This is a genomic window from Streptomyces sp. MGP-BFMKR1 (assembly GCF_057766585.1).
In genome coordinates this window covers 4,470,586-4,494,217 of sequence record NZ_CM173408.1, presented here as the reverse complement: position 1 = coordinate 4,494,217, position 23,632 = coordinate 4,470,586, and the positions used below count along the sequence as shown (strand labels likewise).

The window sequence follows — 23,632 nt, the reverse complement described above, 5'->3', positions numbered from 1 at the left end:
ATGTCCGTAGATTTGGGCAGCTCGAAGGTGCTCACCACTGACGCATCACGCGTGCTTGACGATGGCGGCGCCATCGACACTCGCACCCTCTCCCGCTCCCTGTTCCTGCGGCTCGCCGCGCTCGACCAGGACAGCGCGGAGCGCACGTACGTACGCGACACCCTGATCGAGCTCAATCTCCCCCTGGTCCGGTACGCGGCGGCGCGCTTTCGCAGCCGCAACGAACCGATGGAGGACATCGTCCAGGTCGGCACCATCGGGCTGATCAAGGCGATCGACCGGTTCGACTGCGAACGGGGCGTGGAGTTCCCCACGTTCGCGATGCCGACGGTCGTCGGCGAGATCAAGCGGTTCTTCAGAGACACCAGTTGGTCGGTGCGGGTCCCGCGCCGGCTCCAGGAGCTGCGGCTCGCCCTGACGAAGGCCAGCGACGAGCTCTCGCAGAAGCTCGACCGTTCGCCCACCGTTCCCGAACTCGCCACCTGCCTGGGCGTTTCCGAGGAGGACGTGGTCGACGGCCTCGCCGTCGGCAACGCGTACACCGCCAGCTCCCTCGACTCGCCCTCGCCCGAGGACGACGGCGCGGACGGCTCGCTGGCCGACCGCCTCGGGTACGAGGACAGCGCGCTCGAGGGCGTGGAGTACCGCGAGTCCCTCAAGCCGCTGCTGGCCCAACTGCCGCCGCGCGAGCGCCAGATCATCATGCTCCGCTTCTTCGGGAACATGACGCAGTCGCAAATCGGCGAAGAGGTGGGCATCTCCCAGATGCACGTCTCCCGGCTGCTGACGCGCACCCTCGCGCAGCTCCGCGAGGGCCTCATCGCCGACTGATCGCCCCCACCACCGAGAGCTCCACTCCCACCCCGCTCCTCCAGCACGCCGCTGCCGCACGCCCACCGCGCGCCGCAGCCGGCGGGAGGGGCGGGGTGCGCACGTCCCGGCCACCCAGGCCGGCCGACCCGGCCATGCCCGCCGGGGCGACTGGCTCCGCGCGGGCGGCCCACCTTCGCGCAGGCGGCCCGGCCCGCGAGCGCCAACGGCGGCGCACCCTCGCGCGCGACCCGGCCCGCGACGGCCGCTCACCGCACACGCGGGCCCGCCACGGCGCGGCCATCCCGTACCCCGGCCACAGAAACGGTCCGGCAGCCCGTCGGGCGCCGTGCGCGGGGCGCTGGCGGGGTGGCGGGCTGCCGGGGGGTGGGCGTACGGGGACGGTCGGGGCGACGCGGGTCAGGCCAGGGCGAGCCAGGCGACGGCGGCGACGACCGCCACCGCGACGATCACACCGATGATCACGCCGAAGCGTGGGCCGGACGAGGTGGGTCCGGCGGCGGGCTGGGGCTGCTGCTGCGTGCCCTCGTCAACAAAGGCGCGGAACATCTGGGTGCTGCCAGCCGGGTCGTGGTTGCCCTCGGGGCCAGGGTTGTTCGCCATGGGCCCCGACCCTAGCGAACCTGTGGAATCGCGCACACCCCCGGGGTTTCCAGGGGGTTTGATCGGCCCTTTTCCGACTTGACCGGGGGCCGGCACAGGCTTTGTCGGGTGTTTACTCCGCGACCGGTCATTTCATTTGCCTGTAGCAACTAACTTCTCTTATGGTTGCCCTAAGCAACTTGATCACCGGGTCCGACGAGCCCGCCGCCGGCGACCGACCTCCGGCCCACCAGACCGGGGGCGCCGCCGGGGCCAGCGGCCACGTACGGGCCCGGCGCCACGCACGGGCCGCACCCGCAGCGGCTCACACACCCCATACCTCAAGCCCACCGAGACCGGGCAGGCCGAGCCGGGCCTGTTCCGGCCCGTTCCGGTCGGCGCCACCGGCGCGCACGCCGGGCCGGCGCCCGGCGCGGCGCACGCCCCCCGGGCACGGCGCCCCGGCAGCGCAGCGCGCCACCGCCGAACGCCGCCGAACAGGGCCGTCCGCCCGGCCGGCCCCCGGCGCACGCCCGCCGCGCACCCGCCACACCAGGAAGGAGCACCGATGGCGACGCAGGAGCAGTACCGCGAGTTGGCGCGGCAGTTGTCGGCCACCGCGGCCATCCAGCGCGACCTGGGCCGCGCCCTGCCCGCCGACTGCCCGCCGGCGTCGGCCATCGTGCTGATGGTCCTCAACCGGCACGGCGAGATGCGGATGAGCAAGCTCGCCGAGCTGCTGTCCATCGACATGTCCGTGACCAGCCGGCACGCGGCGCACGTCGCCGAGCGCGGCTGGATCGACCGGCAGCCCGACCCGCAGGACAAGCGGTCCCGGCTGCTCCGGATCAACGCGCGTGGCAGATCCCTGCTGGACGAGGTGGCCGACCGCTACACGGAGGTGCTCGCGCACTACCTGAGCGACTGGTCGGACGCGGACCTCGGGCAGCTCAACACGCTGCTGGCCCGGCTGCGGGGCAGCTTCGGCGACTGCCGGGCCCGCCCCTCGCCGTTCGCCGCCCCGCCGCCGCGCGCCCCGGCCGCGGACCTGGCGGCGGCGCCGGCACCGACCACCGCCGTCCCGGCCCCGGACCCAGGCCCCGCCCCGGGCCCGCCCCCGTCGGCGGACGACGACATCACCCGTACACCCGCGAAGCGATAGGCGAGAAGGAACTCAATGGCAACGACCACACCACCCGGTGTGCGGGGAGACGCGCAGCCCTCCGTGGGCGGGAAGCACGCCGCGGGCGCCTCCCACGCCTCCCCCGCCGGGCCCATGTCCCACCGGCAGATCCTGGAGGCGCTGTCCGGGCTGCTGCTCGGCATGTTCGTCGCGATCCTGTCGTCCACGATCGTCACCAACGCCCTGCCGCAGATCATCGGCGACCTGGGCGGCAGCCAGAGCTCGTACACCTGGGTGGTCACCGCGGCGCTGCTCGCGATGACCGCCTCCACCCCGCTGTGGGGCAAGCTCGCCGACCTGTTCAGCAAGAAGCTGCTGGTCCAGATGTCCCTGGTCATCTACATGGCCGGGTCGGTCATCGCCGGGCTCTCGCAGAACACGTCGATGCTGATCGCGTGCCGCGTGGTGCAGGGCATCGGCGTCGGCGGGCTCACCGCCCTCGCGCAGATCGTGATGGCCGCGATGATCTCGCCGCGCGAGCGCGGCCGGTACAGCGGCTACCTCGGCGCCACCTTCGCCGCCGCCACCGTCGGCGGCCCGCTGCTCGGCGGCGTCATCACCGACACGAGCTGGCTCGGCTGGCGCTGGTGCTTCTACGTCGGCGTGCCGTTCGCGATCGTCGCCCTGATCGTGCTGCAGAAGACGCTGAGCCTCCCCGTCGTCAAGCGCGACGTGAAGGTGGACTGGGCCGGCGCGTTCTTCATCAGCGCCGCCGTGTCGCTGCTGCTGATCTGGGTGACGCTGGCCGGTGACAACTACGACTGGATCTCCTGGCAGACCTACGCCATGGTCGGCGGTTCGATCCTGCTCGGCCTGATATTCGTGTGGGTCGAGTCGCGGGCCGCGGAGCCGATCATTCCGATGCGGCTGTTCCGCAACGCGACGATCACCCTGGCCTCGGTCGCCAGCCTCTTCGTCGGCATCGTGATGTTCGCCGGCACGGTCTTCTTCAGCCAGTACTTCCAGTTGGCGCGCGGTGAGTCGCCCACGATGTCGGGCGTCATGACCATCCCGATGATCCTGGGTCTCGTGGTGTCGTCGACCGTCTCGGGACAGGTCATCACCAAGACCGGCCGCTGGAAGGCGTGGCTGGTCAGCGGCGGCGTGCTGCTCACCGCCGGCATGGGGCTGCTGGGCACGCTGCGCTACGACACCCCGTACTGGCACATGTCGGTCTACATGGTCCTGATGGGCCTCGGCATCGGCATGATGATGCAGAACCTGGTGCTCTGCACGCAGAACCAGGTCGCCCCGAGCGACCTCGGCGCCGCCAGCTCCGTCGTCACCTTCTTCCGCTCGCTCGGCGGCGCGGTCGGCGTCTCGGCGCTCGGCGCGGTGCTCGCCCACCGGGTCACCCAGTACTCGGAGGACGGCTTCCGCGAGCTCGCCGAGCGGGGCGGCCAGGTCCCGCCGTCCGGCGGCAGCGGCGGTGGCGGCATCCCCAAGCTGGACGAGCTCCCGCCGCCGGTGCGCACCGTCATCGAGAGCGCGTACGGGCACGGCGTGGGCGACATCTTCCTGTACGCGGCCCCGGCCGCCCTGCTGGCCTGCCTGGTGACGCTGTTCATCAAGGAGGTCGCGCTCCAGACGAAGGTCGCCGGCCACGACGCCGGGCCGACCGAGCCCCGGGTGGCCGCGGCCTCCGTGGCGCCCGCCAAGGACGCCGACGACGCGCGGGAGGCCGCCGCTGACCGGGAGGGCACGCTGGTGCTCGCCTCGGTCGGCGCCGCCGGCGCGCGGGCCGAGGAGGCGGTGACCCGCGCGGGCGCCGCCACGCCGAACGGCAGCGGTCCGGTGGCGCCGGGCCCCGACCAGACGACGGTCGCGCTCGGCGCGGCCGGCGTGCCGCAGCCGGCCGCCGTGGCCGAGGAGCGACAGGCCGTGGCGCGGGCGGCGGCCGGCGAGGCCGGCGGTGGCGTGTCGATCCACGGGCGGATACGCGGCGGCGACGGTGCCGGGGTCCCCGGCTCCGCCGTCACGCTCATCTCCCAGGGCGGCGACCAGCTCGGCCGGGCCGTGGCCGCGCGGGACGGCTCGTACGCGCTCCAGGCGCCGGGTGCCGGCTCGTACGTGCTGATCGCGGCGGCCGACGGGCACCAGCCGCAGGCGGCCACCGTCGTCGTCGGGCAGCAGCCGCTCGCCCACGACGTGCTGCTCACCGGCGTCAGCGGGCTGACCGGCGCGGTGCGCGGGGTCGCCGACGGGCTGCCGGTGGAGGCGGCCATGGTCGTGGTCGCCGACGCCAGGGGCGACGTGCTGGCCAGCGGGGCGACCGGCGCGCAGGGCGAGTTCGCCTTCACCGAGCTGGCCCCCGGCGCCTTCACCCTCGCCGTCAACGCGCCCGGCTACCGGCCCGCCGCGCTGCCGGTCGAGGTCGGCGGCCAGGGCAGCACCCACGTCGAGGTCGAGCTGCGCTCGGGCGCCCGGGTACGGGGCACCGTGCGGGCCGGCGCCGAGGGCAGGCCGCTGTCGGACGCGCGGGTCACGCTGGTGGACGCGGCCGGCCGGGTCGTGGCCACCACCGGCACCGGCGAGGACGGCGCGTACGCCTTCACCGACCTGGACGCCGGCGAGTACACCGTCATCGCCAGCGGCTACCCGGCGGTGTCCCGGGCGCTGCCGGTCTCCGGGCCCGGCGTCGACGGCCACGACATCACCCTCGCCCACCCGGACGGCACCGACCGTCCCGAGGCGACGGGCGACGGCGACCTGACCGGTCGCTGACACGACCCCGACCCCGGGCGCCCGCTGAGCGAACGATCCCCGACACCACGACGGGGGTCGAGCGAAGCGCCCGGAGTCGGAGCGGGGTCTGTGGAGGGCCCCGGGGCCTGGAGTGGGCCCGAAAAGCCGCGGCGGCGGCGAGCGCACAGGCAGGGGACGGCCTGCTCGCCGCCGCCGTGGCCGCACTCCACGCACGGGCGCTCCGGCGGATCGACCGCCGGACCGCCCGCGACAACGATCGATCCGGCACCCGCGACGGTGCCGCAACTCGGGAGCGGGAACGGCATGACGACCATGGGAGCGGGCCACGGCCGGGCGGACGAGGGCGCGCACGGCACGCCATCGGAGGCCGGGGACGGCCACGCCGGCACCGGCCCGGCGGCCGGCGCGGACGGCGCCCGCGGCGGGCTGCGCGCCCGGATGCGCACGCGGGACAACTGGGCCGTGCGGCACGCCGTGCTGACCGTCACCGACATGGCGGGCCAGCAGGTGGCGCGGGCGGCGGCCGACGAGGAGGGCGTGGTGCGCACGGCCGAGCCGCTGCCGCCCGGCCCGTACACGGTGATCGCCACCGCCGTCGGCTACGCGCCGGCCGCCGCCACCGCCCTGGTCACGGCCACCGGCCGGGCCGACGTCGGCACCCTGGTGCTGGCCCGGCAGGGTGGCGTGGAGCTGCCGCCGCCGGGCACCTGGTCGCTCGACCCGGTGCACTCCTCGGTCACGGCCATCGCCCAGCACCTGGGCATCTCCAGCATCCGGGGCCGGTTCCTCGGCTTCGGCGGCCGGGTGGAGATCGCCGAGGACATCGAGAAGTCGCGCGTGACGGCGGTCATCGAGGCGGCCAGCATCGACAGCGGCAACGACATGCGCGACGGCCACCTGCGCTCGGCTGACTTCCTGGACGTGGCCCAGTTCCCGCAGATCACGTACGCCAGCACCGGGCTCACCCCGGTCGGCTCCGACCGCTGGACCGTGCACGGCGACCTGACGATGCGCGGCGTCGTACGGCAGGTGGACCTCGACCTCACGTACCTGGGCACCGGCCAGGACCCGTGGGGCGGGGTGCGCGCCGCGTACCGGGCGACGGCCGAGCTGCGCCGCGAGGACTTCGCCATGCACTACAACCAGGTGGTCGCGGCGGGCATCGCGGCCATCGGCACGACGCTGCGGGTCGAGCTGGACATCCAGACGGTCCAGGGCGACCTGCCGCAGCAGACGGCGTAGGGCCCGCACCCTCCCGGCCCCGGCTCGGGCGCCCGCCGCGCACCACGGACGGCGGGCGCCCGCGCGCGTCGTCGGGGAGGGCGCGCGTACGGGAGCGGCGCCCGCGCCCCGGGCGCGTACGGACGCCGGGTAGCAGCCGGCTTACGCCTCGCGCGCCGCGTCGGCCGGGTGGCCCGCGCGCTCGCGCATGACCTCAAGGCCCGCGATGACCATCTCCAGGGCGAAGGCGAAGTCGCGCTCGCGCATCTCCTCCACCGTCGAGCCGCCACGGGCGCGCATGATCCGGCTGGCGTTGCCGAACGACTCCTCAAGCTCCGGGTCGGCCTCGATGGTGTCCATGACGTGGAAGAAGTAGTCGTCCTGGCTGATGCCGGCCTCCCGGCAGCGCAGCGCGAAGCGGCCCTCGATCGTGCCGAAGCCGTAGACGAACTGGAAGACCACGCTCAGCGCGCCCGTCATCCCCTCGTCGGGCACGCCGCTGCGGCGGATGACCCGCTGCGCGGCCTCGGCGAAGGCCCGCGCGTTCGGGCCGATGTTCAGGTACTCGCCGACCAGCTGCGACACCCACGGGTGCTGGACGAGGATCTTCCGGTACTCGCTGGCGAGTTGGCGGAGCTGGTCGCGCCAGTCGACCAGCTTGCCCGCCTCGTCGACCTCGCCGTCGGCCGGTAGCCGCATCTCGCCGTTGACTTCGTCGAGGGCGAGTTCGAGCAGGTCGTTCTTGGTGGCCACGTACCAGTAGACGGACATGGCGGTGACCCCGAGCTCGGCCGCGAGCCGGCGCATGGAGAAGCGGGCCATGCCCTCCGCGTCCAGCAGCCGCACCGTCGCCGCGATGATCTTCGCCCGGTCCAGGCCCGCGGGCTGGTCGGCCTTCCGCTTGCCGCTCGACGGCCCGGCCAACCACACGCTGGGCCGTGGCCTGCTCGTGCCGCTGCCGGTTGCCATCCGCGCTCCTCCATCGATCGACCGCCCGGTACCCGTACCCGATGCTATGTCGCGCCGGCCACCCCGTCGGCCTTCCGTACGGGCTCCGCCGTACGTTCCGCTCGCCACAGCAGCAGCGCCGCCAGCACGCCCCCGAGGAGCACCGCGCCCGCCCCGACCAGCTCGCTGGCCTGGATGCCGCTGGCGAACGCGTCGTGCACGGCGGACCGGTCGGACGCGGTGTCCACCCGCTCCAGCGCGGTCGGCAGCGAGCCCGCGCCGGCCGCGGCGGCGGGCAGCAGCGCGGCGAAGCGGGAGTTGAGCACCGCGCCGAGGGTCGCGACGCCGAGACCGTTGCCGAACTCGGTCAGCGTGCCGTTGACCCCGGCCCCGACGCCGGCCTTGGCCGGTGGGATGGCCGACATGATGGCGGTGGCCATGGCCGGCATCGCCACCGCCATCCCGGACCCCATCAGGACCAGGCCCGCGAACACGCCCCCGTACCCGTCCCGGCCCAGCAGCCCGACGACCGCCAGGCCGCCGGAGAGCATCGCCATGCCGGCCAGGATGGTGCCCGGCGTGCCGAACCGGGTCAGCAGCCAGGCGCCGACGCCGGCCACGTTGAGCACCACGATCATCAGGGCCAGCGGCGCGGTGCGCAGGCCGGCGGCCAACGGTTCGTAGCCGAGGACGAGTTGCAGGTGCTGGGTGAGCAGGAACAGCGAGCCGCCCATGCCGAAGGCGATCAGGATGCCGCCGGCGACCGCCCCGACGAAGCGCCGGTTCTCGAAGAAGCTGAGGTCGAGCATCGGGTACGGGACGTGCCGCTCCCAGGCGGCGAAGGCGCCCAGCGCGACGAGCCCGACGACCGCCGCGACCAGCACCCGGGCCGAGAGCCAGCCGTGCTCGGGCCCGGAGATGATCGCGAAGACCACACCGGTCATGCCGACCGTGGACAGCAGCGCGCCCGGCAGGTCGGGCCGCTCCCCGCCGCCGCTGCGCGACTCGGGCACCATGCGGGCGACGGCGACCACGCCGATCAGCGCCACCGGCACGTTGATCAGGAAGATCGCGCCCCACCAGAAGTGGTTGAGCAGCGACCCGCCGATCAGCGGCCCGGCCGCGAACCCCAGCGAACCGACCGCGCCCCACAACCCGATGGCCTTGGGTCGCTCGTCCTCGGCGAAGACCTGCACGACGACGGCCAGCGTGGTGGTCATCAGCAGCGCGCCGCCCACGCCCATCCCGGCGCGGGCCGCGATCAACTGCCCGGGCGACTGCGCGTACGCGGCGGCGACCGAGCCGAGTCCGAACACGAGGAGCCCGGTGACCAGCATCTTCTTACGGCCGTACCGGTCGGCCGCGCTGCCGGCGCTGAGCAGCAACCCGGACTGCACCAGCGCGTAGGCGTTGATCATCCACTGGACGTCGGCGGTGCTCGCGCCCATCTCGCGGGTGAGCGAGGGCACGGCGACGGTGAGGATGGTGTTGTCGAGCAACACGGTGAGCTGCGCGAGGCAGATGACGGCGAGGATCAGCCAGCGCCGCGGGTGCCGGGCGGGCGCCTCGGCGGTGGCGTCACGGGTGCCCGCGTCGGGCGCCGCGGGCCCGGCCGAGAGCGGGGGGCCGTCGGGGGACGAGGGGCGATCGGGCGAGGGGGGAACGGCGGCCATGAGCACGTCCTTATGCGGTGTACGAGCACAGCGACGTACACCGTATAGGAATCCCCTCTACGCTGTATAGCTCAATGCGCCGCCAGGCTCAGGCTCAGGCCGTCCGACCCGGCCGGCTCGCACCGGCTCGGTGCCGGGTTCGCACCGACTCCCTCCGTTTCACACCGGCTCGGGCGCGGACCGCGACCGCGCACGCGGCCCGCGCCGTGGCGTCGCCTTCGGCGCGGGTGACGGCTCCGACGCCACATCGGCGGCCTTGATCAAGTAGCCCATGCCGCGCCGGGTGTGGATCATCGGAGCCCGGCCGGCGTCGATCTTCCGTCGCAGGTAGGAGATGTACAGCTCGACGACGTTGGGCCGGCCGCCGAAGTCGTAGCTCCACACCCGGTCCAGGATCTGCGCCTTGCTCAGCACCCGCCGCGGGTTGCGCATCAGGAAGCGCAGCAACTCGTACTCGGTGGCCGTGAGCCGGATCGGCACGCCGCCGCGCACGACCTCCTGGCTGTCCTCGTTCAACGTCAGGTCGCCGACGGTGAGCACCGACCCGGCGCGCGGGGTCGGCACCACCGAACGCCGCAGCAGGCCGCGCAGCCCCGCGATGACCTCCTCGACCCCGAACGGCTTGGTGACGTACGCGTCGCTGCCCGCCGTCAGCCCGGCCGTCCGCTCCCGCGCGGCCTCCCGCGAGGCCAGGAACAGCACCGGCAGGCCGGGCACTTCGCGGCGCAGGCCGGCCAGCGCGGCGCGGGCGTCCGCGTCCGGCAGCGTGAGGTCCAGGACGGCGGCGTCGGGCCGGAAGGCGCGCGCCACCTCCGCGACCCCGCCACCCCCACCCGCCGTGCGCACGTCCCAGCGCTCGGACCGGAGCGCCATCGACAGCAACTCGGCGAGCGGTGCCTCATCTTCGACTACGAGGACCCGTACGGGGCTGCCGTCGGGTCGCGTCAGCTCGGTGTGCCCGGTGGGCGATGACGTGGCCATGGCGCAAGCGTGGGGCGGCAGCGTGAGAAGGACCTTGCGGCTTTCTGTGAATCCGCTGAGAAACGGGGCCCGCGCGGGCGAAGGGACGTCACGGGCCAGACAGTGCTCACCCGGTTGGCCGCAATCCCCGCATGGCCGGAATAGGCGTGCGACCGGGCCCGCTGTACCCGGCATGGCATTTCATGAACGTCTTGGTCGGGTCGGTGTGTGGAGCCTGGGCCTGCGCGCGGATGACCCGACGCGCGAAGCGGAGCTGGGCGAGGCAGCGGCGGAGCTGGAGGAGTTGGGGTACGGGACGCTGTGGATCGGCGGCAGCCCGTCGGTCGACCAGGCCGTCCCGCTGCTGGCCAGCACGGAGCGGGTCACCGTCGGCACCAGCATCCTCAGCATCTGGGACCACGCCGCGGCGGACGTCGCCGCCCGCCACGCGGAGGTCAACGCCGCGTACGGGGGCCGGTTCCTGCTCGGCCTCGGCGTGAGCCACGACGAGATCGCCCAGAAGAACGACCACCCGCTGGCGAACCGCCCGTACTCGGCGCTCAAGGAGTACCTGACCGCCCTGGACACCGCCCCGACGCCGGTCCCCCGGGACCAGCGGGCGCTGGCCGCCCTCGGCCCGAAGATGCTCGAACTCTCCCGCGACCGCGCGCTCGGCGCCCTCCCGTACCTGGTCACGCCCGAGCATGTGGCCCAGGCCCGCGCCACGCTCGGCCCCGACGCGGTGCTGGCCCCCGAGTTCAAGGTGGTCCTGGACCCGGACCCGGTGCGGGCCCGCGCCATCGCCCGCGCCTATCTGTCGTTCTATCTGGGCCTCGCCAACTACACGAAGAACCTGCTGCGACTCCGCTTCGCCGAGGAGGACTTCGTGGGCGGCGGCAGCGACCGACTGCTGGACGCCAGCTTCGCCATCGGCACCCCGGAGACCGCCCGCCAGCGGGCCGACGAGTTCCTCGCCGCCGGCGCCGACCACCTGGCCGTACAGGTGGTGACCGGAAAGGAACAGGAGCAGCCGGTGCGGCTCCCGCGCGCCGAGTGGCGCACCCTGGCCGAGGCCCTGCCGCTCACCAACTGACGCACTCCGAGGCCGCGGAGCCGGCCCGCACGGAGCGGTACGGGACGGGACGGGACGGGACGGGTGGCCCTGCCCCGTCGACCGACGGAGAGGGTGACTCCGTTGTCCACAGCTCAGGAGTTGTCCACAGGGCGATCTCCCGACCCGTCCGCTCCGGCGCCTCGTCCCGTACCGTCGGCACATGAGGATTCTCGCGATCTCCGGCAGTCTGCGCGCCACATCGTCCAACGGGGCGGTCCTGGAAACCGCGCTGGAAACCCTTGACCGCTCGACGTGGACCGTGACGTACGGCGAGATCGGCACGCTCCCGCACTTCAACCAGGACCTCGACGGCGAGGACGCGATACCGCACGCCGCGGTGGCCGCGCTGCGCTCGGCCGTGGCCGAGGCGGACGCGCTGCTGTTCGTCAGCCCGGAGTACGCGCACGGCGTGCCCGGCACGCTGAAGAACGCCATCGACTGGCTGGTCAGCACCGGTGAACTCGGCGGCAAGCCCACGGCCGTCATCACCGCGTCCCCGCACCCGGCCGGCGGCGAGTTCGCCTACACCCAACTGCGCGAGACCCTCGGCATGTTGCACGCCGAACTCGTCGACGACGCCTGTCTGCGCATCCCGGTGGTCGGCACGAAGCTGGACCGCGAGACGGGCCGCGTCCGGGACGAGGCCACTCGCGCCGAGCTGACCGCGGCCCTGTCCGCCCTGACGAAGGCCGCCCAGGTCTGATTCCGGCTCCCGTGGCCCCGCACACCCGCGCCCCGAGGCCGCGCCCGCCTCGCTCCCGCCGCCCGAGGCCGCGCCCGCCACCCGAGGGCGCGCCCACCGTCCGCCGTCCACCCCGCCGAAACGAGCCCGCCCCCATGAGCGACCCGCACACGATCCACGCCGTCCCCGTGTTCCGCTACCCCGCCGACGGCGCGCCCCTGGCCACCGAGCAGGACGCGCTCGACCTCGTCGGCAACGCCTCCTACCAGGGCGCGCGGTGGGTCGTCATCCCCGCGGACCGGCTCGACCCCGCGTTCTACGAGCTGCGCACCAGGCTCGCCGGCGACATCGTCCAGAAGTTCGTCAGCTACCGCGTGGGCCTCGCCGTCATCGGCGACATATCCGCCCACACCGCGGCCAGTTCATCCCTGCGGGACTTCGTCCGGGAGTGCAACCGCGGTCGCCAGACCTGGTTCGTCGCCGACGAGGACGAGCTGCGCGAGCGCCTCGCCGGTTGACCGACGGCGACACCCGCTCCCTCACGGCGCGGCGGCACCCGCTCCCTCACGGCGCGGTATCGCGCCGCCCGATCCCCCACAGCCGGGCGGCGTTGTCGTAACAGACCGCGCGCAGCCACGCCGCGTCCTGGTCGAGCCGGGTGAGGACGTCCAGGGCGTGGTGGTAGCCGTACGGGATGTTGGGGAAGTCGCTGCCGAAGAGGATGCGGTCCCCGAGCGCCGCGAGCCGGGGCCGCTCCGCGCGCGGGAACGGCACGAACTCCTCGGTGAAGTCGGTGAAGGCCATCGTCGTGTCGAGGTGCACGCCGGGGTACCGCTCGGCCAGGTCGAAGAACTCCGTGTACTCCGGCATCCCCAGGTGCGCGACGATCAGCCGCAGCCGCGGATGCCGGGCGAGCACCTTCCCGATCGGCCCGGGCCCGGTGAACGCCCCCGGCGCCGGCCCCGACCCGCAGTGCGTCACGACCGGCACCCCGGCCTCGGCGATGGCACCCCACACCGGATCGAGCAACGGATCGGCCGGGTCGTACGCGCCCACCTGCACGTGCGCCTTGAACACCCGTACGCCACCCGCCAACGCCTCCCCCACGTACCCGGCGGCCTCCGGCTCCGGGTAGAAGGTGCCCGTCCGCAGGCAGTCCGGCGTACGGTCGGCGAACTCGGCGGCCCAGCCGTTGAGCCAGGCGGCCATGCCTGGCTTGTGCGGATAGACCATAGACGTGAACGCCCGCACGCCGAACCGCCGCAGCGTGGCCAGCCGTTCGTCCTCCTGCTGCCGGTAGGTGATGGGCCAGGGCCGGCCGAGCAGCGGCCCGGCGGAGTCGAAGTACGCCCAGACCTTGGCGAGTACCCGCTCGGGCATGAAGTGCGTGTGCACGTCGATCAGCCCCGGCAACCCCAGCTCGCCCCAGAACCCGACGACCCGCTCTCGCTCCCGGGCGTCGGCGGTCACCTCCCGCCCCACGCCCTCACCACGGCCGCCCCCGTCACGCCCATCCCCCGCACGATCCATGACAGCCACCGTGCCAGACCCCCCGTCCGGCGACCAGAGCCGCAGACCCGCCCCACGCCACCCCGACAAACGACCGAGGGCCCGGCACTAGGTGCCGGGCCCTCGACCTTCAAGTAGCGGGGACAGGATTTGAACCTGCGACCTCTGGGTTATGAGCCCAGCGAGCTACCGAGCTGCTCCACCCCGCGTCGATGAATGCAACCTTACGGCAACTTCCCCAGAGAGGGAAATCGATTCTCCGCCGCAGGTCAGGGACGCGCCGAGGCCGGCGCCGGGCCCCGGCCGGGCCGGGAGCCCGGACCCGTACCTCCCCCGCCCCGCCCGTCCCCGGTCGGCGCACCGGCGCCCACCGCATCCTCCCGTCGACGGAACCGTCGATCTACCTGACGGCCCACCTCACACCCCGCTACGCTGCCGATCCCCCCACGGTTCACGCCCGACCTTCATATCTGGGGACCCCCTTGAACGACCGCTCACAGCAACCACCCAGCCCCAACTGGGCGACTCCGCCCCCACCGCCGCCGCGTAAGACGCGCAAGCAGAAGGCCGTCATCGCCGCGGCCGTCACGTTCGGCGCGCTCCTGACCATCGGCGTGATCGGCGCCATCGCCGACGACGGCGACGAAGACGACGGCAAGACCGCCGACCGCGTGGCCGCCCCGAAGACGACGGCCCCCGAGCCGTCGCAATCGCCGACCCCCGACGCGACAGCCACGACACCGGAGCCTGCCCCCGAGGACGCCACTCCCAGCGAGAGGCCCACCCCCGAGGCAACCCGCGAGAACACCGAGAAAGAGGGAACAGCCCTTCTCCCGGACTTCGTCGGCAAACAACTCCAAGCCGCGCAGGACGCCGCCCAGGAGGCCGGCTTCTACAACCTGACCTCGCACGACGTGACGGGCGAGGACCGCTTCCAGGTCTACGACCGGAACTGGCACATCTGCTCACAAACACCCGACCCCGGAGCACACGAGCCCGACGTCCAGGTGGACTTCGGCGTCGTCAAGAACAACGAGACGTGCCCCTGACGCCGGCGACGCGGACACCCTCCGTCCTGATCGCGTCGGACTGAGCACCCCGAGCGAAGAGGCCCCCGACCGGCCAACAACTCCCGACCCGGTCCGCCTACACCTTCTCGTCACAGAACACGCGCGCCGTGCTGTACCGCCCGACGGTCGATACCAAGGGCGATGAACTCGCGATCAGGGCCCTGACCAGGCGGAGCACTGAGTCACTCCGAGAGACGAGCGGAAACCGGAATGAGTAAATTGCCCCAAAGAGGAGAAAGCGGAGTGAAGTCATAACGGTGGAGGTGGGGAACCTGCGTACGGAGGAAGAGTCCTACCGGCAGACCTTCAGCCTGTTTCTCGCCGGGACGGACGAGAAGAAGGTCACCCACGCCTATCTGCGGGACATCGTGGAGCGACTGCCCGCCCGACGGGTGCTGCTGGACGTGGGACCCGCCGACGGCACCACGACGCGGCACCTCGCCCCGTACTTCGAGCACACCGTCTGTATCGAGCCGAGCGCGCCGATGCGGCGCGCCCTGGCGTCAGCGTGCCCGGAGGCCGAGGTGGTGGCAGAACCGGTCCTGGAGGCGAGGATCGACGCGCGGGTCGATCTGGCACTGCTGTCCCACGTGCTGTACTACGTTCCGCGCTCGCAGTGGGTCGCGACGGTGGAGCGCATCATGGGGTGGCTGGCGCCGGGCGGCCTCCTGCTCGTCCTCCTGCAAGACCCTGACGACGCCTGCATGCGCATGGTGCGCCACTTCACCGGACTGCGCTTCGACTTGAGGGAACTGGCCGAGGAACTCACCGCCCCCGCGCACGGGCCGAACGGCGACATCGCCCTGGACGTCGTGCCCGCCCGATACCGCAGCCGGGATCTGGAGGAGACCGTCACGGTCGCCAGCTTCCACCTCAGCCTCCCCGGCGAGCCCCGGCCCGCCCGAGACGCGGTCAAGGCGTACGTCCAGGAGCACCTGCGCGACGGTGACGGCGGGTACGTCCTGCGCCACGGTCAGCTCGTACTCCGCATCCAAAGCCCCGCCTCGTAGCAGGTAGCCCCACGGGGCGGCGCCCATGAGCTCCGAAGCCGCCGCTGCCCGCGAGGTGGAGGAGGAGACCGGCTGGTGGCCCGGCTGCAGGAAACCGCTGGTGCACGCCGAGCGACCGTTGATGTCAGCGTTGCCGTCACCCCACACGCCAGAGGCCCCCTCCAGTTACTGGAGGGGGCCTCTGGGCTGCTGCGCGCTCGGCAGGATTCGAACCTGCAACCTCTTGATCCGTAGGCAATCTGGGGCCGAGGCGGCGGCTGGAACGGGGACTGCTGGGCTGGGGCGGGGATGCGTGGACGTCCGTGGCGGTCCGAGGTCGCGTGCTGTGGTTGTCACGCAGTTAGACACTCGGCGAGTGTCGGCTTCGTCGGACATGCAGTGAGGTTGTCGCCGTGCGGAGTTCTGGCACGATGGCCGCGTGGGAGCGTCTTGGGCGTCGGTCAACGGATGGCAAAGGCGTTGCAGCGTCGCAGGTCGCGAAGGGTGTTCCCCGCGTGGGCGGGGGTGGTCCGCTCGGCAGGCGGGGCGATGCCGAGCGGCACTGGTGTTCCCCGCGCGAGCGGGGGTGGTCCGTGGTCGATGGGGTACCAGCCGCCGCAGGACGCGTGTTCCCCGCGCGAGCGGGGGTGGTCCGCCCACCACGGTCCGCACCTGCGGCTGGGTGCGGTGTTCCCCGCGCGAGCGGGGGTGGTCCGCAGGCCGGCCGGGGCTTCCTTACCGGCCTCCAGTGTTCCCCGCGCGAGCGGGGGTGGTCCGGCTGCGGCGTGACCGGCCGGGAGTCGGGTCCGGTGTTCCCCGCGCGAGCGGGGGTGGTCCGTCATGCGGCGGCCTGTGTGGGCGCCTGACGGGGTGTTCCCCGCACAAGCGGGGGTGGTCCGCTCTGCGCCGACGCCTTCGAGGCGGTATGGGCGTGTTCCCCGCGCGAGCGGGGGTGGTCCGATCTCGGCCTCGCTGAACTGCGGGAACGCCTCTTGTTCCCCGCGTGGGCGGGGGTGGTCCGTACGCGCACACGCAGCCCGGCGGCGACATCGGGTGTTCCCCGCGCGAGCGGGGGTGGTCCGTAGTCGTTCCAGTCCGCCGCCCGCTCCAACAGGTGGTCCCCGCGTAGGCGGGGGTGGCTCGGGGCGCTGCTGGACTCGCACGTCATCTCAGTCGTGTTCCCCCCGCGAGCGGGGGTGGCCCGCTTTTCGGGGCTCACTCGCCCGACGACATCGAGTGTCCCTCCCGCGAGCGGGGGGGGTGGACCGGCCGCCAGCGCGGTCCACGTCCAGGCCCACCGGTGTTCCCCGCGCGAGCGGGGGCGGCCTTCCGAAAGCCAGCGCATGCGGCAGGGCGCAAGGACCGCGGCACAACGCGGTGCGTCCCCGCATAGGCGCAAGCACTGGGCCCCGCCCACCAAAACGGCCGCACCGGCAACCCGCCGGTGCGGCCGTTCGTACGTGAGAGGACTCGGGTCAGTCAGCCCCCACCTCACTCAGCGGCGTAATGAACACCGCCGACACCCGATCCCCCGCCATCAGCATGTCCGCCGTCTCCACCACATTGCCCCGTGCGTCGATGGACGTCCGCTGCACCGCCAGGACCGGGGTCCCAGGGGCGGTTCGGAGCAGCTTCGCCTCCTCCATTCGGGGAACGCGGGCCGTCACGCGCTCCTCGATGTGGTCGAAGGTGACCCCGGCGTCGGTGAGCCAGTTCAAGTACGCGTCCCCCCACGGTGAACCGTCGAGCACGGTACTGACCTGGAGGGGGTCGACCATCGACCGCAGTACGTAGGAGTAGACGACGCTATACGGGCTGGCGTCGGCGGCATCGCTCGCTCCGTACACGAACCTCAGCAGCGGGGTGCCCTCCGCAGCGCCCATGCGCTCCGCCAACACCGCGCCCGCGGTCGCCTCCTCGCAGCTCATCATCACGTGTACGTCAGGCTGGGCCGGACCGTTCGTACGCGTACCAACGCGCACTCCTGCCTCGACCCCGGCACGACAACGGTCGTTCGTGTAGTCCAGGTGCCGGCGCTTGCCGAGGACGAAGTTCCCCGCGCCGTGGCGCTTGTCGATCAACCCCTCCGTTTGCAGGGTCTCCAGCGCACGTCGCATGGTCGGCAGACCCACGTTGTACCGCTTGGCCAACGAGGTCTCCGCGGGAAGTCGGATGCCGTGTGCGAGGGCGCCGGTGTTGATGAGCTGGCGCAGGTCCGCGGCGATCTGCTCGTATCGCGTGGCCATCGAGTCAGGGTCCTTCCGTTCGCGATGAGTTCGACTGCTCGCTGTGCTGGAGGCGGATGCGCTGGGTGGGTGCGCGGCAGATCAGGGGTGCCCTCGGCGCTTGGCGGCGGAGGGCACCCGCGTATGGCGCGGTGCCCTTCTGCCGGCGGCGAGAAGGCCGGAGCCAGCCAGCAGCCACCCGCGGGCTTCGGATGCCGGGAGAGTTCACCGCGCCGCGCCACCCTCGCGCGCCTGGCGCATGGCGGCGGCCACCGCCAACGGGTCAGCCAGTGTCGCCGAGCGCCGGCTGTGGCAGGCAGGGCAGAGGTAGCCGACCCAACCGGGCCCGGACGCGCCTTCCACCGTCACGGCGCGAGGTTCATCCGTCGAACGGTCACAGCGTGCGCAGATCCGAGTACTTCCACGTGTGTTGGTGTCATCGCTCATGCCATCGGCTCCTTCGGACTGAGAACCACCCAGCGGCGGCCCATGTCGCCGCGGGTTGGATGACGCCTCACCCGAGGGTTCGCTCATGAGCGGAGGTAGCGGCCCTTCCCCCGTACGGACGACCGCCCACGCGACGCGTCCGCCCGCACTGTCCGTCAGGCCGAACCGATCAGCCCGGTCTAACGCCGCCAGAACGACACTCCAGCGATCCGCTGACAGCGATTCGGACACGTCGGTCTCGATACGGATGTGGTCAGGCCGACGCGTCACCCGCGGCTCGCAACCAGCGGCGACCAGGCGTGCCGCAATCTCCTGCGCTCGGGATGCGGGAGCGGGCACGGGCAGTCCTCCGTCACAGCGAAATAACTCACGGTGAAGCTAGTTAACTAGACTAGAGCTAGTGGACTAGATTTGCCACATGCCTGACCAGCCGCCCTACCTCGCCGTCGCCGACCAACTACGGCAGCGCCTCACGAACGGCGAGTGGTCACCCGGAGATCGCCTGCCCTCCCGAGCGGCGCTCGCGGACGAGTACGGCGTAGGCGACAACGTCGTACGGCGAGCGCAGGAACTGCTCATCACGCAGGGCCTCCTCGAAGGCCGCGCCGGCTCCGGCACGTACGTGGCCGAGCCGCGGGAGCGACTTCGCATGGTCCGCTCCTGGTCCCGCGACGATCGCGACGGTTCACCCTTCCGCGCTGACATGGCCGGCCTCGGTAAGCGGGGAACGTGGGAACACCGCACGGAGGCGAAGGTGCCAGCCCCGCCGGAGATCGCGGCACGGCTCGGCATCGCCGAGGGCGACCCGTGCGTGCGCACGGCGTACGAGTTCCTGGCGGACGGCAAACCGGTGCAGCTCTCCACCAGTTGGGAGCCGTACGCGCTGACGGCCGGCACGCTCGTGGTTCTGCCCGAGGGCGGCCCGTACGCGGGGCACGGGGTGATCAAGCGGATGGCCGCGATCGACGTCACGGTCAGCCGGGCCGTCGAACAGCCCGAGCCCCGCCCGGCGACCGCCGAGGAGGCCACCCTTCTCGGCGTGCAGAAGGGCGCACTGGTCACCGCGATCCAGCGCACGTACTTCGCTCAGGACGGCCGCCCAGTGGAGACGGCGGACATCGTGGTCCCCGCGGCACACTGCGAGATCGTGTACGAGATCCCGATCAACGAGGCATGACGCGGCGTCGGGCGCCGCGAGAAGCCCGAGATGATGAGTTGCCTGAGGCTTGAGGGGGAGTCTTGGACACAGTCGCTCAGTTGGTCACGATCGCAGCGGTCGTCTTGGGCGCGCTCACTTCGTACGCTACGAATGAGCTCATGGAACGGGGCAAGCGCAAGCGGGAGTTACAGTCCCGCTGGGACGGCCACAAGCTCGACGCGTACGCGAACTACATCGGGCGCGTACGCGCGTCCATCCACGCGTCGGTGCTGCTGTACGAGGTCCGCAAGGAGATGCGGACGGCGACCCGCAGCGAGCGCGAACTCGCGGACGACCTGACTCAGATGGGCGTCGAGCAGGCCCTCGCCTTCGAGCGGGTGATGCTGCTCGCCCACGACGGCGTGATTGATACCGCGCACTCCGTGCAGAAGGCCACGGCCGTCATCGAGTGGCACGCGCGGGGCATCCAACAGTGCACGTTGCCGGAGTGGCGAGCGCTGCACGTCAAGGCGTTCGAGGTGATCAACCGCTTTCATGAGCGGGCGCGGGTGGACTTGGGCGTGAGCGGAAGGTTTGAGGGGCGGGAGCACTCGGAGCGGGGGTTGTTGTTGCCTGGCAACCAAACGGAGAGCGGGACTTCTTAGTCTTGGCTTCGCCCTAACCCTGTGCGTTTCAAGTCAGGCTAGGGCTCTAAAGCGATCAGAAGCGCTCAGCGTCCGGAAGGATACGTTCAGAATTCACATCTGGGCGTTTCGATCGCCCTTCGTGGCTGAATCGTCTCGCTTGACGATTACTCGTCTATGCGCCAACTCTGACGTACAGCTAAGGTTTCCCGTCGCAAGCCACTACGAAGGGTTGGAAGCCCCATGGGAGAAGCACGGAAGTACACACCAGGCACCCACGCGGCGCTAATGACACTTTGCCGCGGCGCGTGCTACTGGCCTGGTTGCAACGAACCGGTCACTCGACTCGTAGACGGAGAACATATCCTCAATCTGGAAATCGCCCACATCCGGGCGGTCAATAGCGGCGGGAAACGCTTCGACCCCAACCTTACCCTTGAAGAGAAAAATGAGTTCAAGAACCTATTGCTACTTTGCAAGGTGCATCACGTACGGGTAGACGGTCGAGATAGCAATCAGTACTCGGTTGAAATGCTGGAGGGCTGGAAGCAGCGGCGAGAGGCTGATGGACTCGCCGCACTGGAAGGGCTCCGCGGTCTCACCGAGGATCGGCTCAAGGATCTCGTGACCGAATCATTCGAAGCATTCTTCGAAGAGACACACGATGCTCTCGCCGAGCTAGCGCAGATTGCGCCAGAAGCAGCGGAAACACTACGTGTACTCGTCGCCGAGCTAGCCGATCCTCGTGTGCATGGTTTCGGGATCGACCCGGATGCAGCGGCAATGCTGTACGAGGCGGCTCATGACCTGAGGGGTTTGGAGGATAACGCAAAAACCTTGAGCTCGGCCGCTCGCGGCCTTCGCCAACTCCACGATAACGCGAACACTCTGAGGTCAGCCGCCGAAGATCTTCGCGGCCTAGAAGATAACGCCAACACCCTCCACAGGGCCGCCGAAAAGCTCAATTCTTTGAGCGACCTCGTATATCAACTTCAAGAGGCAGCACGCCAACTGCGGAGTAACGGCGGCGGATTCTAAGAAAGGCGATCCCGTGACACGCGTGCCCCCTCGGATGCCTGCCGCCGTCAGTATCGCCACCCCTCCAACCCCGCCAAAACCCGCGCCCGAGCCTCCACCACAGCGAACCGGGCCGCCTTCTCTCCCTCATGAACATGCGCGGCCTGACTCGTCACCTGCCCCGGCCACTTGCGGTACAGCAGTCCCGTCTCCGCGCTGAACCACCCGCGGCTCACCGCGTTCAGCGCCAGCAGCAGCCCCGTGTCCTCCGACGCGGGCAGGGCCATCCAACCCCCTAGCGCCAACAGCAAGTCACGCCGGACGAAGAGCGTCGCCGGGTGCACCTGGGCCCGGTAGCCGTTGGCCTTCCAGTGGTCGAGTACGGCGCCGCGTTCGATGGGCCCCTCTGGCGGGTCCTGGTCGAAGCCGACGGTTGAGCCGTCGGGCAGGAGGTCGAGGACACGGGAAGTCGCCCAGACAAGACCGGGGTTGTCCGTGAGGGCGGCCAGGTCGCGGGCGAGGGCGCCCGGCGTCAGTTTGTCGTCGGCGTCCAGCACCTTCACGTACTCGCCCTTTGCCCGCGCCAGTGCCAGCGTGCGCGCGACGCCTGCCCGGCCGGGGCGGCCCTGGTCGAAGCTGACGCGCGGGTCGTTGGGTACGTGCGGGGCGACGTCGTCCGTCTCGCCGTCCTCCTGGACCACCCACTGCCAGTCCCAGCCGTCCGGCAACTCCTGTTGCAACAGCGACTTGTAGGCGTCGGGCAGGTAGTGCGCCGCCGGTGCGTGGACCGCCGTTATCACCGTGATGAGCCTGGTCATGGTCACCACCTGGCCAGCGGGGTCGTCACGAGGATTTCCGTGCGGTCGCCCGGCATGGTCACGTCGGCGACCTCGACCACGCGGCCGTTCGTGTCCACGCAGATCTTCCGCAGGATGATGACCGACACGCCGGCGCTGAGCCCCAGCGCCTCGGCCTCCTCCACCGTTGGTGGGCGGGCCGTTATGCGCTCGGTGATGCGGTCGAGTTCGATGCCGACCGTGTAGAGCTGGTTCTGTGAGCCGCCGGGCCAGGGTTCGTTCGACGCGTCGAGCAGGTCGGGGTTGCCGGCGACCATGTCGCGTACGAGGTAGGAGTGCGCGAGGTTGAACGGCGCGTCCTCCTCGCTGTACCGGGTCCGGTAGACGCGCTCCAAGAGCGGGGTGCCGACTTCGATCCCGAACGTTTCGGCAAGATCCTCGTCCGCCTTCGCGTCGTGGTACTCGGCGCTGAACACGAGGTCCGAGACGGTCAACCCAGTGTCGTGTTCGGTCGCGCCCGTGGCGCGGCGCTCCGCCTCGTCCTCGCGGACACGGTCCTTCTCCCACTGGTGGCGCTGGTTCGTGCGCTGCACCAGCTTGCGCGGTTTGCGGACGAAGTTGCCACGCCCGTGCCGCTTTTCGATCAGCCCCTCCGCCTGGAGCACGGCCAGCGCCTGACGCACGGTCGGGACGCTCTTGCGGTACTCGTCGGCGAGGTTCGTCTCTGCGGGCAGTTTCTCACCAGGCCGGAGCTGACCTGCGCGAATGCGCTGCCGCAGCTCTCCGGCAATCCGCTCGTACGCGGCCATGTGCTGCTCACCATCCCTGGTTGTCGGACGGCCTCAGCATAAGTCCTTAAGAGGTGTTGACGACAACAGGAGTACGCCCTTATGGTCAACGCAACTCCTAAAGAGGAGTTGAGGACAAGAGGTCTTCATGACGTCTTGTCCTGCATCGCAATGCCCGCCTACGACCGGCGGAGCCAGCGGCACCGCGCCCGGAGGCGCCCGTGAAACGGCCCGATGGAAGCGCTCGCACCTTCAGAACTGCATGACACGGCGCCTGGCGAGCAGACCGTGTCCCCCTTGTCCCTGCCGGCACGGCCGTCGCGGCATCAGCGCGGTGCGGTTGCTGCCGGCCACTCCCCATCCCGTAAGGAGATTCCGTTGCTTCTCGCCATCGGTGACATCGTGCGCGTCCGCAGTGACCGGTCCATCGGCGAGGTGGTGGGCGTGGAGAAGGTACGCCGCGCCAGCCTGATCAGCGTGCGCGTCAGCGGCGGCGCCGTTCGGGTTGCGCTGCCGAGCGAGGTCGAGCGCGTGGCTCGCGTGCTCAGGCCGCACACCACCGCCCGCGCTATCGCGACGGCCGCGCTTCTCGCCGTCAGCGTCGGCGTGGCGGTCGCGGTCGGCAGCGCCGTTCAGAACCTCGGCGGTGGCACGACGCTCACCGTGTTCGTGACTGCCACGTCCACGGCCGCCCTCGGCGACGGCCTGGCCCGGTTGCTGCTCCGGCCTCGACGCTTCCGCGTCTGACGCCCTCGCTCCACTTCTCGTTCTGCCCCGGCGTGGCGGTCCTCCCGTGCAAAGGACATAACCGCCGCTCCGGTCTCCCGAACCGCCCTTGTGACAACTGACGACAGGAGTGTGACGTGTCGAAGTACCGCCTTCGTGGCCGTTCGACCACCGACCACCGCCAGTTCTTCATAGCCCTCGGTACGCCGCCCGAGCTGTGGCTCGGCGTGCCGGGTGAGAGCGCGGAGGAGCGCGCGGCCCGGCTCTACGCCGCGCGCGACATCCTCGACGACCACCCCGAGCTGATGTGCCCCATCACCGAGGCGGTCTTCGCCGCGCTCAAGGACGAGGCCGTGGACCTGTTGGGGGCAGCGTGAGCGCC

Annotated in this window: 22 protein-coding genes, 1 tRNA gene and 1 CRISPR repeat array; of the genes, 14 read left to right on the top strand and 9 right to left on the bottom strand. The window is 71.4% G+C overall.

What is annotated here, in order from left to right:
* Nucleotides 1-831 carry an RNA polymerase sigma factor SigF gene (locus AC3CHW_RS17430; RefSeq protein WP_176162762.1) on the top strand — a complete coding sequence of 277 codons (831 nt, stop codon included), beginning with the start codon at nt 1-3 and terminating at the stop codon, nt 829-831.
* A gap of 399 nt (nt 832-1,230) precedes the next feature.
* Here AC3CHW_RS17430 and AC3CHW_RS17425 read toward each other — a convergent pair whose 3' ends face one another.
* Entirely contained in the window at nt 1,231-1,434 is a 204-nt protein-coding gene (locus AC3CHW_RS17425; protein ID WP_398608246.1) for a hypothetical protein, read from the bottom strand.
* Nucleotides 1,435-1,981: 547 nt separating this feature from the next.
* Here AC3CHW_RS17425 and AC3CHW_RS17420 point away from each other — a divergent pair.
* The 3 genes from AC3CHW_RS17420 (at nt 1,982) to AC3CHW_RS17410 (ending at nt 6,544) form a co-directional block, all read left to right on the top strand.
* Nucleotides 1,982-2,575: a MarR family winged helix-turn-helix transcriptional regulator gene (locus AC3CHW_RS17420; RefSeq protein ID WP_488467046.1), complete on the top strand. Its 594-nt coding sequence runs from the start codon at nt 1,982-1,984 to the stop codon at nt 2,573-2,575.
* Between the two features lie 114 nt (nt 2,576-2,689).
* Nucleotides 2,690-5,320 (top strand): MFS transporter, encoded by a 2,631-nt coding sequence (locus AC3CHW_RS17415; RefSeq protein ID WP_488471087.1) that lies wholly within the window; start codon nt 2,690-2,692, stop codon nt 5,318-5,320.
* Nucleotides 5,321-5,740: 420 nt separating this feature from the next.
* Nucleotides 5,741-6,544: a YceI family protein gene (locus AC3CHW_RS17410; RefSeq protein ID WP_488471086.1), complete on the top strand. Its 804-nt coding sequence runs from the start codon at nt 5,741-5,743 to the stop codon at nt 6,542-6,544.
* 141 nt (nt 6,545-6,685) lie between these two features.
* Here AC3CHW_RS17410 and AC3CHW_RS17405 read toward each other — a convergent pair whose 3' ends face one another.
* From AC3CHW_RS17405 to AC3CHW_RS17395, 3 genes are all read right to left on the bottom strand, one after another.
* Entirely contained in the window at nt 6,686-7,492 is an 807-nt protein-coding gene (locus AC3CHW_RS17405; protein ID WP_398608249.1) for a TetR/AcrR family transcriptional regulator, read from the bottom strand.
* 44 nt (nt 7,493-7,536) lie between these two features.
* Nucleotides 7,537-9,144 (bottom strand): MFS transporter, encoded by a 1,608-nt coding sequence (locus AC3CHW_RS17400; RefSeq protein ID WP_488467045.1) that lies wholly within the window; start codon nt 9,142-9,144, stop codon nt 7,537-7,539.
* Nucleotides 9,145-9,303: 159 nt separating this feature from the next.
* Nucleotides 9,304-10,125 carry a response regulator transcription factor gene (locus AC3CHW_RS17395; RefSeq protein ID WP_488467044.1) on the bottom strand — a complete coding sequence of 274 codons (822 nt, stop codon included), beginning with the start codon at nt 10,123-10,125 and terminating at the stop codon, nt 9,304-9,306.
* A gap of 172 nt (nt 10,126-10,297) precedes the next feature.
* On the opposite strand from AC3CHW_RS17395, the gene AC3CHW_RS17390 reads away from it, so the two are divergent.
* The 3 genes from AC3CHW_RS17390 (at nt 10,298) to AC3CHW_RS17380 (ending at nt 12,418) form a co-directional block, all read left to right on the top strand.
* On the top strand, nt 10,298-11,197 hold the full coding sequence (locus AC3CHW_RS17390; RefSeq protein ID WP_488467043.1) for a TIGR03620 family F420-dependent LLM class oxidoreductase: 900 nt from the start codon (nt 10,298-10,300) through the stop codon (nt 11,195-11,197).
* Between the two features lie 181 nt (nt 11,198-11,378).
* A complete protein-coding gene (locus AC3CHW_RS17385) occupies nt 11,379-11,921 on the top strand; it encodes an NADPH-dependent FMN reductase (RefSeq protein ID WP_488467042.1) in 543 nt (180 codons plus the stop codon).
* Nucleotides 11,922-12,055: 134 nt separating this feature from the next.
* Nucleotides 12,056-12,418, top strand: a complete 363-nt coding sequence (locus AC3CHW_RS17380; RefSeq protein WP_488467041.1) for a DUF4180 domain-containing protein — start codon at nt 12,056-12,058, stop codon at nt 12,416-12,418.
* A gap of 46 nt (nt 12,419-12,464) precedes the next feature.
* On the opposite strand, the gene AC3CHW_RS17375 is transcribed toward AC3CHW_RS17380, so the two are convergent.
* Nucleotides 12,465-13,430, bottom strand: coding sequence for an amidohydrolase family protein (locus tag AC3CHW_RS17375; RefSeq protein WP_488467040.1), 966 nt, complete (start codon nt 13,428-13,430; stop codon nt 12,465-12,467).
* Between the two features lie 114 nt (nt 13,431-13,544).
* Nucleotides 13,545-13,618, bottom strand: a tRNA-Met gene (locus AC3CHW_RS17370).
* A 273-nt stretch (nt 13,619-13,891) separates the two neighbouring features.
* Here AC3CHW_RS17370 and AC3CHW_RS17365 point away from each other — a divergent pair.
* The gene (locus AC3CHW_RS17365; RefSeq protein WP_488467039.1) at nt 13,892-14,458 is read left to right on the top strand and encodes a hypothetical protein; all 567 of its coding nucleotides are present in this window, start codon (nt 13,892-13,894) and stop codon (nt 14,456-14,458) included.
* A gap of 284 nt (nt 14,459-14,742) precedes the next feature.
* Nucleotides 14,743-15,489 (top strand): class I SAM-dependent methyltransferase, encoded by a 747-nt coding sequence (locus tag AC3CHW_RS17360; protein WP_488467038.1) that lies wholly within the window; start codon nt 14,743-14,745, stop codon nt 15,487-15,489.
* A gap of 483 nt (nt 15,490-15,972) precedes the next feature.
* Nucleotides 15,973-16,550: a CRISPR direct-repeat array (repeat unit 29 nt; unit sequence GTGTTCCCCGCGCGAGCGGGGGTGGTCCG).
* 393 nt (nt 16,551-16,943) lie between these two features.
* On the opposite strand, the gene AC3CHW_RS17355 is transcribed toward AC3CHW_RS17360, so the two are convergent.
* Nucleotides 16,944-17,714 carry a GntR family transcriptional regulator gene (locus AC3CHW_RS17355; RefSeq protein ID WP_488467037.1) on the bottom strand — a complete coding sequence of 257 codons (771 nt, stop codon included), beginning with the start codon at nt 17,712-17,714 and terminating at the stop codon, nt 16,944-16,946.
* A gap of 844 nt (nt 17,715-18,558) precedes the next feature.
* Here AC3CHW_RS17355 and AC3CHW_RS17350 point away from each other — a divergent pair.
* From AC3CHW_RS17350 to AC3CHW_RS17340, 3 genes are all read left to right on the top strand, one after another.
* Nucleotides 18,559-19,317: a GntR family transcriptional regulator gene (locus AC3CHW_RS17350; protein WP_488467036.1), complete on the top strand. Its 759-nt coding sequence runs from the start codon at nt 18,559-18,561 to the stop codon at nt 19,315-19,317.
* Between the two features lie 140 nt (nt 19,318-19,457).
* Entirely contained in the window at nt 19,458-19,943 is a 486-nt protein-coding gene (locus AC3CHW_RS17345; RefSeq protein ID WP_488467035.1) for a hypothetical protein, read from the top strand.
* A 222-nt stretch (nt 19,944-20,165) separates the two neighbouring features.
* Nucleotides 20,166-20,960 carry a hypothetical protein gene (locus AC3CHW_RS17340; RefSeq protein ID WP_488467034.1) on the top strand — a complete coding sequence of 265 codons (795 nt, stop codon included), beginning with the start codon at nt 20,166-20,168 and terminating at the stop codon, nt 20,958-20,960.
* 47 nt (nt 20,961-21,007) lie between these two features.
* Here the strand turns inward: AC3CHW_RS17340 and AC3CHW_RS17335 are convergent, their stop codons facing one another.
* Nucleotides 21,008-21,757: a glycosyltransferase family 2 protein gene (locus AC3CHW_RS17335; protein ID WP_488467033.1), complete on the bottom strand. Its 750-nt coding sequence runs from the start codon at nt 21,755-21,757 to the stop codon at nt 21,008-21,010.
* A 2-nt stretch (nt 21,758-21,759) separates the two neighbouring features.
* The gene (locus AC3CHW_RS17330) at nt 21,760-22,545 is read right to left on the bottom strand and encodes a GntR family transcriptional regulator (RefSeq protein ID WP_488467032.1); all 786 of its coding nucleotides are present in this window, start codon (nt 22,543-22,545) and stop codon (nt 21,760-21,762) included.
* A gap of 213 nt (nt 22,546-22,758) precedes the next feature.
* On the opposite strand from AC3CHW_RS17330, the gene AC3CHW_RS17325 reads away from it, so the two are divergent.
* Both AC3CHW_RS17325 and AC3CHW_RS17320 read left to right on the top strand, forming a co-directional pair.
* A complete protein-coding gene (locus tag AC3CHW_RS17325; RefSeq protein ID WP_488467031.1) occupies nt 22,759-23,271 on the top strand; it encodes a hypothetical protein in 513 nt (170 codons plus the stop codon).
* Nucleotides 23,272-23,387: 116 nt separating this feature from the next.
* A complete protein-coding gene (locus tag AC3CHW_RS17320) occupies nt 23,388-23,627 on the top strand; it encodes a hypothetical protein (RefSeq protein WP_488467030.1) in 240 nt (79 codons plus the stop codon).
* The last annotated feature ends 5 nt before the right edge of the window (nt 23,628-23,632 follow it).